Here is a 13,595-nt window from a genome sequence, read left to right as displayed (position 1 = left end):
CTACTTGTGTCGTACAAGGTCTCAACCATTTTCAAGATGGGCTTATACTTCAGCTAATATATTAAAGATATTCAAATATATGTGTTTCATATGATAGTCTCACACAAATGAATACATCACGGACTGATTTGTGAAAATGACATTAGACGAAGCCTTGAAGATGGGTGTTGAAGCGCATAAAGCTGGCCAGCTTCAAGAAGCGGATAGGCTCTATGCTTTTATCCTAAAGGCACAGCCCAAGCACCCTGACGCTAATCATAACATGGGTGTGCTATCTATTGATGTGGGTAAAATTCAAGAGGCACTGCAGTTCTTCAAAACAGCCTTAGAGGCTAATCCCAGAATAGGTCAATTTTGGCTAAGCCACATTGATGCTTTAATAAAGCTAGGCCGAATAGCTGATGCGCAAGTTGCATTTAATCAGGCAAAGGATAAGGGTGCTAAAGGTGAGGCTTTTGATCAGTTAGAGAAACAGCTTTCTGAGTCAAGTGCTAATCCACAAGATCCTCCCTCAGACCAGTTGCAGCCTATCATCAACCTCTTCACCCAAAGACAACTGCAGCAAGCTTTGTCTCATGCCGCTAAGATGCTAGAGAAATTTCCAAACTCAGTTGTCCTCTACAATATTGCTGGGGCTTCTAATGCAGAACTAAAACAATTTGATGCAGCTATAGACTGCTTTAAACAGGCTCTCAAGATTAAACCTGGCAATGCTGAGGCCTATAATAATATTGGCAACGCCCTGATGGGTAAGGGTGATTTAGAGGCAGCTGTAGGTCGCTACAAACAGGCGCTAAAAATTAAGCCTAGTTTTGCTGAGGCCCATAATAATATGGGTAATGCTCTGAATGCTCAGGGTGAGCCAGGGATAGCTATAGAAAGCTACGAGCAGGCTCTAAAGATAAATCCTGATTATGCTGAAGCCTATAATAATATGGGTATTGCCTTGAATGATAAGGGTGATTTGGAGGTAGCTGTAGACAGCTACAAAAAAGCTGTGTTGATTCAGCCTAATTATGCTGAGGCTTATTACAATATGGGTATTACCCTGGGTAATAAAGGTAATCCAGAGGCAGCTATAGACAGCTACAGCAAGGCTTTAAAGATTAACGCTGGTTACGCTGCGGCGACATCAAATCTGCTTAGTTTACTGACCACCTATGTACCCAAAAAAGAAACTCTGAACCCGGTAGTTCTGGTTAATGAGGCGATTCGAAAAATTGACATAAAAGACATCACTTCAAACGTTATTTGTGATGATCAAATTGTTGACTTATTTTCCAAATCCCGACGTTACATAGGTAGTTATGGCTTAGAAATTACAACTAAATTAGACCAAACATACCGAAGAAATTCAGTCGACATGAATTGTAAGAGACACATCTCGATCTTTGATACACACGATATTATCCCTGAGTTATGTTTTAGTTGCTACAAAGTTCAAGTTGAACCTAGATCTGTAACTGAGCTAATAAAATTATTTCTGGTTTTTAATCAGCTAGAGCTTAATGAAAATAACACTCGAAAGTGTATGGTTGAGTTAAGACCTAATATTCCTGGATTTTATAAAGGCCTCATCTACTGCACTGAACTAAAACAAGCTAACCAAATCTCGGAGTATCTTGACACAGTGCTCAAACGAAGTATTAGATCAGGGCTGTCTTCTAAGGTAAAAAGAGGTTGTTCGGAATATCCACTTTCCTTCCCTAATTATAAAGCAATCAATAACTCCGGCCCTCAATTAATGAACTACAATGAAGAGTGGAGGGCTATAGAAGAAGCCCATGATAGAAAAAAACCTATACACGCGAATAAAAATAGAAGCCCAAGCCTTTCTGGATTGAATCTCAGCGATGTTCTTATAATTGAAAAGTGGGTCGATTATGCAAGGGGTATTGGGGATCCAAGTGCAAATTTAATAAACCAAAACCCTGTAACCCATCAGGGAATTTATGACCAAGCAAGAGCTAGGCTAGATACATTTGATTTTATCAATTAATTGTATTTCTTTATCTACACAAAACCTCAGGCAGCCTGAAAAATATAAACGATACACACAAAAGAGGTTCCTTTAGGACTGCCCTTAAAAGCTTTGAGACCCCATTAACGTAGTTAAATACATGCGCTGAGATGATTTCGGGGTTCAGATAAAGTTATGAAGATCTCGCTATTTTTCCAGATACAAGGAAGTGTGATGATGACTTTAATGGGTTATGATTTAACAGTTAAAGTGTAGCGTCACACAATGTTCATAGCAGGTACAGCCTTTCAGCGACCAATGTCTCAACCAAATGAACTTCTGCATTAACCATTATAGGGCTATTCCAATTATCTTTTAGTCTTTTTAGTCCAGCTCCGCACCTTCGAACCAACGCTGCATAATCCCATAAGCATCACCACCAATAGCAGTTAGTGCGTTAATTATTTCTTTTAAACCAGAATATTATCTGTAAGATGAACGAATGGTAAAGGTAGAACGCTTCTTTGCAAAACCAATTATTTTTCCCCATATGGATAAAAGAATGGGGGATAACATAAATGGTCCTTCGATAATTCAAATGCCAAAATGGGCGAAAAAAGAATTAGGAGCGTACCACCTATATTTCTCTGACCATAAAGGTTCTTATATTAGATTAGCATCCTCTGATTCCATAACAGGCCCTTGGGAAATTTATTCATTAGGTGCATTAGAATTAGGTGACAGTTTATTCATTACGGAAGATCCTTCAGACAAGTCTCTATACGCTCATATAGCTTCCCCAGATGTTCACATTGATCACGAAAAAAAATGTTTTTGGATGTATTTTCATGGCCAACTAGAAAATGGTGATCAAGTTACCAGGGTTGCTGTATCCAAAGATGGTATATCTTTTTCTGTGAAGGAAGCTATTCTTGGGCCACCTTACTTTAGGGCTTTTGAGTACAATAATTGGATATATGCGATTTGTTGGGGGGGTGAAATATGGCGGTCAAAGGACTGGTGTTCTCCATTTGAAAAAGGCCCACTAATACTTCCATTTGATAATAAAAACATAAACTTGCCAAGCTGTAGGCACAGTGAAGTTTTCCTTCGAGATAGTGTATTACATATATTTTTTAGCAATATTGGTGATAAACCAGAAAAAATATTACACACAAAAATAGATATTGTAAGTGATTGGAAAGATTGGAAAGTCAGTTTGATCAACACAATAATTGAACCAAAATTAGCGTGGGAAGGTGGCAACCTACCTCTTTCAAAATCAGTTATAGGTGCTGCTGAAACAAGGGTTAGAGAGTTGCGAGATCCGTGTGTATTTGAAGACTTTGATGAACAAGTTTACTTATTTTATAGTGGTTCAGGAGAACGCGGTATTGGAGTGGTTAAATTGTTCGATATCTAACTTTGAACCGTTCACTGCGCTCATATAAAGTGCTTCTAATAATCCGCGTAGCCTAAAGCCAGTCACCAAAATAGCTGACTTTATGATCTGAAAGCGCCAGCCATTCTGAGTCCAACTCAATGCCCCAACCTGGCTTATGGGCCATCATGAGTTCACCGTTTTGAATATCAAAATTAGGCTTAAAAATATTAGCTTGCCATGGGTAGTAATCTAACCCCTCTATAGAAAACTCAAGGTACTTACCTGCGTTAGGAATCGCCCCCATAATGTGAGCCGAGAACAAGGTGACTAAAGACAAGTTAGCACAGTGGACAGTGACCGGAATATTGGCTTTTTGGGCTATGGATGCCACTTCTAAGGTGCGCGTAACACCACCCATATAACACACGTCTGGTTGCACAATATCCACTACATTAGTGTCTACCATATGCTGCCAGATACGCATATCGTTGTCCTGCTCACCTCCAGTCACATCAATATCCAGGGCGTCTGTAACTTGTCTCGTCCAATCGGGCTGCCAATAGGGGCATGGCTCTTCAAAGTGACTAACCCCATAGTCTTGCAACATGCGCCCCACTTCAATGGCCTTTGCTGGTGTGTATGCACTGTTGGCGTCAACCAACAGAGTCACATCATCGCCTAGCTGCTCTCGAACGCGCTTCACAATTGCCTCCGTGCGCCCCGGCCATTGATCGATATCATGGCCGCATTCCTGACCTACCCGAAACTTAAAAGACTTATAGCCAAACTCTTCTTTAAGCGCCAAAAAGCGTTCTGCTTCTGCTTCTGGTGTGATTTCACGCTGCATGCTGGAGGCGTAAACAGGTACCGACTTTGCAGTGCCACCCAATAATTGGCATACACTTTTACCCTCACGCTTGGCATGTATATCCCACAGTGCAGTATCTAAACCACATAAAGCGCGGTACAAATAGCTGCCAGGGAACTTGTGTTCTCTCTCCAACACGAGCTGATTTAACCCGCCAATGTCATTAGCATCTAAACCCAATACGTGCGGTGCCACTTGCCTGTGCACCACTTGGGCAGTAATGTCTGAATTATAGGTGCACGTTTGGCCCCAACCTTCTTCACCCGTGTCCGTGCGCAAACGCAGCAAACCCATGTATTCGTTGGTAAAAGTTTCTATGCTGATAATTTTCATTTATACCTACTTATGTTCAGTTAAAATTAGATCGGCGGCTTTTTCACCCACCATGATGGTGGCTGCATTAATGTTGCCACATATAACATTGGGAAATATCGACGCGTCTACTACTCTCAAACCGACTAGACCATGGACTTTTAGCTCATTATTCACCACATTATCTTTTGGGTCTGGCCCCATACGGCAGGTACCGCAGGGATGGAATACCGTATCGGCGTTATTACGAATATCCTCAATTAGTTGAGCATCTGTTTTACAACCCAAACCAGGGCGCATTTCGTCCAAGGTAATGGCCTGCAATTGAGAAGTCTCGGCTAACTTGCGGATTAGCTTAACGCCTTCCAACAGGTCTTGTATTTCATCTTCATGGGTTAGGTAATTGGGCTCAATGGCAGGCGCTTTGCTGGGATCATTAGAAGTGATGTTGATTTCACCCTCAGACTGAACCCGGCAATTTGAAATACCTAATACATAAGCAGGAAAGGGGTCTGGATTCATCATAGGCCTTTCACCCAAAGGCGCTTTGGTATAGCTCAATGGAGAAAAATATAGCTGAATATTAGGCCGATCTAAACCCTCACGGGTGTGCACAAAACCACCCGCTTGATTAATACTTAAGCTCAAAGGACCACTTCGAGTCAGGACATAGCGGAACCCTTGCCACAACTTACCCCACCAAGGCTGCAACTGCTGATTTAATGTAGGTTGGCTAGCACGGTAAAAGTAGCTATGGCTAATATGATCCTGTAAATGTTGGCCTACGGCTGGGCTTTCATGCACTTGCTCAACCCCAGCCTTTTGCAACACATGGCTTGGGCCGATACCAGAAAGCTGCAATAATTGCGGTGAATTTACAGCGCCAGCACTCAAGATGATTTCTTTAGTCGCATTGGCTCTATGGTATTTGTGCTTATGTTGATACTCCACACCAATGGCACGCTTACCCTCAAATACAATACGTGCAACTGAAGCATTGCACACTATGGTTAAATTGGGCCTTTTTCGAGCAGGCTTTAAGTAGGCACGGGCAGCGGACATGCGCTGGCCTTGGTGAGTTGTGAGCTGATAATAACCTACACCCTCCTGCTTCACCCCATTCATATCGGCATTGTAATCAAAGCCAAGGGCTTCACCTGCTGCTACAAAATGTTTGCATAGGGGGTGAAGTTTGGCCGATACGTCCGATACGTTTAGAGGGCCATCGCCACCCCTAAACTCATCAGCACCATGTTGCCATGATTCCATGCGTTTAAAATAAGGCAGCACGTTATCATAACTCCAGCCAGGGTTACCGGCACTTTGCCAATCTTCAAAATCTTGTTTATGGCCCCGCACATAAACCATAGCGTTAATGGAGCTAGAGCCACCGAGGGTCTTGCCTCGTGGCCAATAACTAGTCCGGCCATTGAGCCCAGCATTAGCGTTACTGGTGTACATCCAGTTGACTTTAGATTGATAAAAGGTTTTGCCATAGCCAATAGGCATTTGTACATAAAAGCGCTTATCACTGGGGCCCGCTTCTAACAAAAGTACCGAGTGATTAGCATCTGCGCTTAACCGATTAGCAAGTACACAACCGGCAGACCCAGCACCAATTATAATATAGTCATAACTAGAACCTTTGCTCATTTGGCTAAACCTTTAATTGCAGTGCAAATTGCCTCAAAATTGGCAGCAGCTTTATCGCTCATATTACGTGCTCGCAAATAACAATGTACTAAACCCTGACCCATAGCCAAATGATTAGTGACTTCTACGTTAGCATCGCGCAAGGCTTGGGCATAGATCTCGCAGTCGTCTCGCAGCGGATCTACTTGAGCTGGAAATAAATGAGTAGCTGGCAATCCACTATAGTCCAGTGTTTGCATGGGCATGTAATTGCCTCCTAGGCTAGCAATAATGCTGCGATCACCACCCACACGAATCGGCAGATAATAATCCATGTCATCTTTGCTTAGTAAAGGTGCAAATGCATGTTCAGTCATGGATGGCGTATCCACACCACGGTTTAAGGCCGGGTAGATCAACACTTGGCCTAACAATTGGGTACCCACATATGACTTGCGAGCATTAGCCACACAAGCACTTAAAGTACCACCTGCACTATCACCCACCAAAATCATTTTTTGGCCTGTTTGTAGCAAGTTATCCACCACTGATAGGCAATCGTTAATATCATCTGGGTATTGGTGTTCCGGTGCCAAGCGGTAATCTACTGCAACTAAATCAAAACCAGTATCATTAGCCAATTGACCACAGATATCATGATGGCTGTTTAAGTCCCCCACCACAAAGCCACCACCATGAATAAATACGATGTGAATGCCTTCGGTACCATTAGTTTGGCTTTGATGCTGATAACGCCTTATGGGCACAGGATGGCCACCCTGCGCAACAATAGTGTCATCTTTGAACCCAATCCCGTTAGGCAGCGGTGCCGCAAACCCTTTACATAAGGCGTTATACCATTGCCTTTGTTGTGCAACACTGGCATCAATGGCATCGGCAGGATAGAAGCTTAAACTCTGATCGACGAAGATCTGCATCTGGGCATCCAGTACTGTCATGCAAAACCTCGCGGCACTTGCTCTTGCCAGGTTTTTTGATGCACTTGCTGACCATTCTCTAAAGCCTCTAAACTGGCATCAAGATAAAAGTTATTAGCGTCACATGTCACCTTAAGGCTGGTGTAAACGTCTATTTCCCAACCTGGCCTAGCTTGACGTGAGTGCCACTTGCAGAAGCTGGTCGCAGAATTTGGGTCGTGGGGTAAGATTGAGTGCTCTTCACGACACACATCTCCCACCGTGAGCCCATGATCGACGAAGGTAAATTCACCAAAAACATCATCAATAACTGTGGTTTGTTGGCCGTTGGCCGCATTTGTTTGGGTAACACGGGTGTGTGTTTCAGGCCTAATTTCTGTAATTTTGTTCACTGGGCAGACATACCCTTGGCCTAAGTCTCGCGTCAATTGTCCTGTGCGGTCATGACACGGAATACTCAACTGGGCAGTACTTAAGTCTAAACTCAAATTACCTTTTTGTGCTGCTGGCCATAATAATGGGAAATAAGCTGTTGAGATGGCCAAACGTAATTTGTGGCCTTGGGGTATTTCATAACCTATATCATCCAGCTTTATGGTGATGTCCATACCCTGTCCGGGTATAAGAGACTGGGGCTTATCTAAGCCCCCACGCATGGCCAAATTAAGCACTCCATAAGTAATGCGAGTGCTACTACCATCAGGTGCGACATCGCAAAGGCGTAAGGCCATTTGGCCACTTTTTTGGTCACTTGTTACTACCGCATTAAACACTGCACCACCCAGAATGGACACGGGTTCAATCATCGCTGTAGTCTCAAAACATAGGCTATTGGCATCATCTTGGCGTTGATCCGTGGGGAAGTCTGGTCCACACCAAATGATACAATATTCGCCACTAGCAGCACCTGTTGTAAGTGGGCTATTCACTGTTACCTGCCCACTATCGCCAGTTTCAACTAATTGACCAGATGAACTCAACTGTAAATCAATGCGGCTTGTTTGGATGGGCCATTGACTACCTTCTACCCAAATACCAGGACGAACATCATATGATGCCTGAGGTGGAACACCATCTTGGATATAGGCAGCAATGGTTGGCTCTGCCATAATGCCGTTGTCTATGCCCTTGAGCCAATAGTCCCACCAACGTTTGGCCTCGCCTAAAAAATCTATTTCTGGTTTAGGTGATGCGTAATTTGGGTATTTATGGGCCCAAGGGCCAATTAGGGCCTTTTTGGGGCATGTTAACCCTTGCATCATGCGCGGAATAGTTTCTGAGTAGGCATCGCCCCAACCTCCTACACAATACACTGCAGCCTTAATGGCATTATAGTCTTCGTTAATTGAACCATGTTTCCAGTAATCGTCCTTATAGCTGTGCTCTAGCCATTGCTTGGCCAAGAATGGCATATTTTCCAACCGGTGAAGCCATTGCTGACGCCATGTATCAGGCAATAACAGAGGATCTGGTGCCTTAGCCATGTAACAGGACATCGTTGAGGCCCAGCTAAAATTCTCTAACTGCAATGCGCCACCACGGTAGTGAATGTCATCGGCGTAGCGATCATCAGTGGAACATACAGTAACTATGGCTTTTAATGCTGCAGGTGCCATTGCGGCCACTTGCAGACAGTTAAAACCACCCCAAGACTTACCCATCATGCCCACTTTTCCACTGCACCAAGTTTGTATTGTCAGCCACTCGATCACTTCCACAGCATCATCAAGTTCTTGCTGTAGATACTCATCTAACAACAGCCCAGTAGACTCACCACAACCACGCATATCAACCCGAATGCAGGCATAGCCAAAGCCAGCCCAATAAGGGTGCATTTGTTCATCACGAATGGCCGTGCCATCACGTTTCCTATAAGGAATATATTCTAAGATAGCTGGAGCTGGAGAATCAACTGCGTCACTGGGCAGCCACGCCCTTGCAGCCAGTTGTGTACCGTCTGCAAGTGGAATAAAGAAATGGGTCCACTCTTCGATGCTATGGGTAAAATCGAGGTTGTTCATCATCTGTTATTGCTCCCAATAAGCGACCCGTTATAGAGGCCATATAGAAGTAGTAACATACCATTGGATTATTCAGCAGGTATAGCAATTTTTACCTAAATTGTTCCTCACAGATGATGGTAAACTAAACACACTAAATAGTGCTTGCAGCTGCTTAACACTAGGCTGCTATATTTACAAAAGCTTTAACAACTTTACTGAGTAGTTAGCTTAAAAAATGATACGTTCTTGCGCAGGTCACATAACACAATGATTATGAAATTTTTTCTCAACTCACCAAAAATTGGTCTATTGTTGATCAGTGGACTAGGAATTAACCTTAGCTGGCTCTCTTTACTAGACTGGAGCTGGAACAGTGCCGTCACCTTAATGATGACTACATATATACTTAAACTAAACTATAATCGGCACGCAGTAAAACAGCACATCATGTATGACCTTAGCCTCATGGGTGGATCTTTTTTAGCCTTTCTAGCGCTGAATTATGTTTTAAATGAGACGCTAGCAATATCGTCTATGGCGGCTGCTATTATGGCGAGCCTGTGGACATGGGGCGCTTTCACCATGTTATTTAATAAAATGGTGCCTGATAGTATTCGGCATGAGTTCGCCTTAGGTCACAAACCCCACTAAGGATTGCTACGCACTCCACATGTGTTCACTAAAATGGCGACGGCAAAGGGACTGATATTGATCGTTGCCGCCAATCACCACCTGGTCACCATCCTTGATCACCATACCATCACCATCCATCCGCACCACCATGGTAGCTTTGCGGCCACAATAACAAACAGTTTTTAACTCCACCAACTTGTCTGCCCAAGCTAGCAAATGCTGACTACCCGGGAATAACTCCCCCCTAAAGTCTGTGCGGATGCCGTAGCACAATACGGGAATATTGAGTTGGTCTACCACTAAGGTGAGTTGCTTGACTTGCTCACGACTTAAAAACTGACTTTCATCTATGAGAATACAATCCAGAGGTTTTTTTAGGTTTTCAATTTTTAAGATGCTGAATAAGTCGTCTTTGCCATTGAATAACTGTGCTTCGGCAGCCAAACCAATTCGAGAGGTGACTTTACCAAGACCATAGCGATCATCTAACGCCGCAGACATTATAAACGGCCGCATGTCACGCTCTTCATAGTTATAAGCTGACTGTAATAGTGCGGTAGATTTTCCGGCGTTCATGGAAGAGTAATAAAAGTAAAGTTGGGCCACGATAAAAAGCCTTTACTGGGAAGGGCGCATTAACCCTTATAAGAATAATTGGTCGGGACGGTAGGATTTGAATAACCCATCCAACCCACTGATAAATATATAGTTATAATCAATTAAATCTGATAGTACCAACAAAAGCACCAACAATTATTAATGTCTATATTAGACTTATAATTCTCGTAAAGGACCCTTCGTAAAACTGCACGTCCAGCTTGTTAGATTTAACAATATAACTCTTACAGATAGTCTACCAGACTATCCGTAAGACACCTTAATTAAGTTACTTTGTATATGACATTGCTTTACCCGAGGGCAGTGTTATTAGGTAGGAATGAGTGAAACCAGCTTGAGTTTACTTAGCCTTGAACAGAAACGGACTAATATTCACTCGTGGCTTTTCGTTGGCTATAAGATCTGCGACTATTTTCCCCGTACCGCAGGCCAAGGTCCAACCCAAGTTCCCATGGCCTACATTGAGATACAGATTTTGCATTGGAGAAGGGCCCAGTATGGGCAGTGATGACGGGGTCATCGGCCTTAAGCCCGCCCAATATTTAGCAGCACTGTAATTGGCCACATCTGGGAGTATTTCTTTGGCTAGGTTCAAAATCCCTTGAAAGTCTTGTTGTCGATGATTTGTATTGAATCCATCAAAAACTGCCGATGAAGATATGCGGAGGCGGTCTCCAAAAATCGATAGTGAGACTAGTTTATCTGTATCATCAAACCCCGACATTGGCTTCATTTTTGTATTGATTAAAGGGGCTGTTATAGAAAACCCTTTTATTGGATAGATAGGCAATTTGATATCAAGTTGTTTCGCTAAAATACCGTTGTGAGCGCCAGCAGCCAATACGTATGCGTCTGCTTTAAACTCTCCTTTAGACGTTAAAACACTCGAAATTTTATTATTCTTCTGTAAAAAAGATTCAACAGAAGCACCCCATACAAATCGGCATTTTGTGTTCTCTACACACCACCTGCCTAGTTCTAGAGAAAACTTGGCGGAATCGCCTGTTTTACAGTTAGGAGAGAAAACAGCGCCTGCATATGTTTTGCTGCTAGCTTGAAGTAAAGGAAGCTTCTCATGCAGGCCATCTCGATCAAGTAATTCTAACTTAAGCCCCCTATCTTCCAAAAAATTAAAATGACTTCTTAATTTTTTTAAATTGCTTGGGCTTCTGCTTGCATATGCTATCCCCTGATCACTAGCATCAAAGTTTATGTTTGTTGCCAGGCGTAAATCTGCCAAGTTATCTATGGAATATTGCGCCAATCGGAATTTGGAATCAGTATTTTGGACCCATTTACTACTCCGACACTGAGATAGAAAGGATGCTGTCCAACCCCATAGTGCAGGGTCCATATGCAACTTATACTGAATCCCTAGCTGTGAATTTAACAGAGATTTAATCGCTACTTTTAAAGCAGAAGGTGACGCCCAGGCAAATGCATCACTGGGACTTAAAAGACCAGCATTTCCCGCTGTCGCGCCAAAATCCCCACCCTTTTCTTGTGCCTCTAAAACGGTGACATTCATCCCTTTTTGAGAAAGGTAATAAGCAGTTGTCACACCGACAACACCTCCTCCAATAACTAGTACGTTCATAGTATTACTCTAAAAATAAATTCGTTAAAAAATTGCACAAATGATATAAGAAGATAACAAATTTTTTTGTTCAAAGAGCTTAGCTTAGTCACCAAAAAATTAAAAGGAAGAGCTAATAATGACTTTTAAAATACTTAGCGCAGAGTTTTCTCATGAAACAAATACATTTAATATTTATCCAACGACATTAGGTAGTTTTAATAATGATCTATTACTCGATGGTGAGCAGGCTATAGCACAGAGAGGCAGCAAAAATACTGAATTGGCAGGATTATTGGATGTAGGTGCCGAACACAGTTGGCAAATACAGCACTGCTTTAGTGCCTCAGCTGGACCAGGAGGTAAAGTAACAAGCAATGCATTTGATGAAATATTGAAACCTCTGGAACATCATTTTTCTGAGCAGTGGGACGGTGTTTTTTTGATGTTGCACGGCGCTATGGTGACCGATTTTTGTGACGATGGCGAAGGGGAAATACTGCGTAGAGTACGTGCAGCCTTGGGTCCCGATATTCCAATTGCCGTTACCTTAGACCCTCATGCCAATGTGACACCAAAAATGTGCCAATTGGCACAAATTTTAGTTTCCTATAATACCTACCCCCACATAGATATGCGTCAAACAGGACGGCATGCTGCGCAAATTTTACAGCGCACGTTACTCAAAGAAATTCAACCACTAACACTTCGGGCCCACAGGCCAATGCTAGAAGAAATTAATGGTGGCAGAACTGATATAGGGCCGATGATCGAACGACATAGATTGGCAAGGAAATATGAACAGCTAGCAGATGTCTATGCAGTGAGTATCAATGGTGGTTTTGCCAGTGCTGATATCAGCGAATTAGGCCCTACAGTATTGATATGTTGCTCTGGAGACACAGCTATTCATCAGGAACAGGCCGAACACATAGCTGAAGATATTTGGACCAAGCGAGATCAAGTATTGAATCTTTATTACAGCTGTACCGAAGTAGCAGACATAGCTAGTAAATGGCCTGGACTAAAAAAAGAAGGCCCTCTAGTTATCGCTGATTACGCAGATAACCCTGGTTCAGGGGCTTATGGTGACAGTACTGAACTATTAAGAGCGCTTTTAGATAGCAACATTGAAAATGCCTGTTTCGGACCATTGTATGACCCGCAAGCTGTTTTAGAGTTACAAAGCCATAAGCTAGGGGCTCAAGTGGGTATAAATATCGGGGGAAAAGTAGACCCAAAAATGGGGGGTGGCCCACTTCAGGTAACTGCACAAGTCATTTGGCAAGGGAGCGGCTTAGTGGTAGGAACAGGTCCAATGTTAGGTGGTTTACAAAAAAACTTCGGCGAGTGTATCGTATTAAAAGTCCAAGGTATTGAAGTACTTTTAGTGAGTATTGCTCACCAGATTTTAGACCTTAATCAATTTCAAACATTTGGTATAGATCCTAGGGAAAAAATTGTAGTCGCACTAAAGTCTATGCAGCATTTCCGAGCGGCGTTTGAGCCTATAGCTGGAGAGGTCATCGTTTGCGATAGCGGTGCACTGTGTACTATAAATTATAAAGCCTTGAACTATCAAAAGGTACCGCGGCCCATTTACCCCTTAGACTAACCTCAACAACAACTAGTGGATCTCATCTGAGCTAACTAGGGGACTTATGAATAATT

10 protein-coding genes are annotated in these 13,595 nt (G+C 42.9%); 4 read left to right on the top strand and 6 right to left on the bottom strand.

Translation table 11 applies throughout. The features are described from left to right. Positions 1 to 136: 136 nt before the first annotated feature. Positions 137 to 1,999 (top strand): tetratricopeptide repeat protein, encoded by a 1,863-nt coding sequence (locus ABXT70_RS04550; RefSeq protein WP_443642479.1) that lies wholly within the window; start codon positions 137 to 139, stop codon positions 1,997 to 1,999. A gap of 463 nt (positions 2,000 to 2,462) precedes the next feature. Further along, on the top strand, positions 2,463 to 3,383 hold the full coding sequence (locus ABXT70_RS04545; RefSeq protein WP_443641989.1) for a hypothetical protein: 921 nt from the start codon (positions 2,463 to 2,465) through the stop codon (positions 3,381 to 3,383). 52 nt (positions 3,384 to 3,435) lie between these two features. Here the strand turns inward: ABXT70_RS04545 and ABXT70_RS04540 are convergent, their stop codons facing one another. Genes ABXT70_RS04540 through ABXT70_RS04525 form a run of 4 tightly spaced genes read right to left on the bottom strand, consistent with a single transcriptional unit; the run spans position 3,436 to position 9,118 of the window. After that, complete coding sequence (locus ABXT70_RS04540; RefSeq protein WP_443641988.1) at positions 3,436 to 4,545, bottom strand: mandelate racemase/muconate lactonizing enzyme family protein; 1,110 nt, start codon at positions 4,543 to 4,545, stop codon at positions 3,436 to 3,438. Between the two features lie 6 nt (positions 4,546 to 4,551). Further along, positions 4,552 to 6,177, bottom strand: a complete 1,626-nt coding sequence (locus ABXT70_RS04535) for a GMC family oxidoreductase (protein WP_443641987.1) — start codon at positions 6,175 to 6,177, stop codon at positions 4,552 to 4,554. Then, a complete protein-coding gene (locus ABXT70_RS04530) occupies positions 6,174 to 7,115 on the bottom strand; it encodes an alpha/beta hydrolase (RefSeq protein WP_443641986.1) in 942 nt (313 codons plus the stop codon). Before ABXT70_RS04530 ends, ABXT70_RS04535 begins: the two co-directional genes overlap by 4 nt. Further along, positions 7,112 to 9,118: a CocE/NonD family hydrolase gene (locus ABXT70_RS04525; protein WP_443641985.1), complete on the bottom strand. Its 2,007-nt coding sequence runs from the start codon at positions 9,116 to 9,118 to the stop codon at positions 7,112 to 7,114. Before ABXT70_RS04525 ends, ABXT70_RS04530 begins: the two co-directional genes overlap by 4 nt. Before the next feature lie 246 nt (positions 9,119 to 9,364). Here ABXT70_RS04525 and ABXT70_RS04520 point away from each other — a divergent pair, with 246 nt between their 5' ends. Further along, positions 9,365 to 9,748, top strand: coding sequence for a hypothetical protein (locus ABXT70_RS04520; RefSeq protein ID WP_443641984.1), 384 nt, complete (start codon positions 9,365 to 9,367; stop codon positions 9,746 to 9,748). Positions 9,749 to 9,754: 6 nt separating this feature from the next. Here ABXT70_RS04520 and ABXT70_RS04515 read toward each other — a convergent pair whose 3' ends face one another. Both ABXT70_RS04515 and ABXT70_RS04510 read right to left on the bottom strand, forming a co-directional pair. Next, the gene (locus ABXT70_RS04515) at positions 9,755 to 10,336 is read right to left on the bottom strand and encodes a thymidine kinase (RefSeq protein ID WP_443641983.1); all 582 of its coding nucleotides are present in this window, start codon (positions 10,334 to 10,336) and stop codon (positions 9,755 to 9,757) included. Positions 10,337 to 10,688: 352 nt separating this feature from the next. Then, positions 10,689 to 11,945, bottom strand: a complete 1,257-nt coding sequence (locus tag ABXT70_RS04510; RefSeq protein WP_443641982.1) for an FAD-dependent oxidoreductase — start codon at positions 11,943 to 11,945, stop codon at positions 10,689 to 10,691. Between the two features lie 118 nt (positions 11,946 to 12,063). On the opposite strand from ABXT70_RS04510, the gene ABXT70_RS04505 reads away from it, so the two are divergent. Beyond that, a complete protein-coding gene (locus tag ABXT70_RS04505; protein ID WP_443641981.1) occupies positions 12,064 to 13,539 on the top strand; it encodes a M81 family metallopeptidase in 1,476 nt (491 codons plus the stop codon). Positions 13,540 to 13,595 lie beyond the last annotated feature (56 nt).

The sequence above is a fragment of the Candidatus Njordibacter sp. Uisw_039 genome (assembly GCF_047730075.1).
Taxonomy (GTDB): domain Bacteria; phylum Pseudomonadota; class Gammaproteobacteria; order Pseudomonadales; family Balneatricaceae; genus Njordibacter.
Note: the sequence above shows the minus strand (reverse complement) of the source record. Positions and strands in the feature narration are given on the sequence as shown.

Excerpts from the sequence above, each read along its gene's own strand:
- ABXT70_RS04530 (WP_443641986.1), bottom strand. The coding sequence starts at position 7,115 with ATGACAGTACTGGATGCCCAGATGCAGATCTTCGTCGATCAGAGTTTA.
- ABXT70_RS04540 (WP_443641988.1), bottom strand. The coding sequence starts at position 4,545 with ATGAAAATTATCAGCATAGAAACTTTTACCAACGAATACATGGGTTTG.
- ABXT70_RS04510 (WP_443641982.1), bottom strand. The coding sequence starts at position 11,945 with ATGAACGTACTAGTTATTGGAGGAGGTGTTGTCGGTGTGACAACTGCT.
- ABXT70_RS04505 (WP_443641981.1), top strand. The coding sequence starts at position 12,064 with ATGACTTTTAAAATACTTAGCGCAGAGTTTTCTCATGAAACAAATACA.
- ABXT70_RS04550 (WP_443642479.1), top strand. The coding sequence starts at position 137 with ATGACATTAGACGAAGCCTTGAAGATGGGTGTTGAAGCGCATAAAGCT.
- ABXT70_RS04545 (WP_443641989.1), top strand. The coding sequence starts at position 2,463 with ATGGTAAAGGTAGAACGCTTCTTTGCAAAACCAATTATTTTTCCCCAT.
- ABXT70_RS04535 (WP_443641987.1), bottom strand. The coding sequence starts at position 6,177 with ATGAGCAAAGGTTCTAGTTATGACTATATTATAATTGGTGCTGGGTCT.
- ABXT70_RS04525 (WP_443641985.1), bottom strand. The coding sequence starts at position 9,118 with ATGATGAACAACCTCGATTTTACCCATAGCATCGAAGAGTGGACCCAT.
- ABXT70_RS04520 (WP_443641984.1), top strand. The coding sequence starts at position 9,365 with ATGATTATGAAATTTTTTCTCAACTCACCAAAAATTGGTCTATTGTTG.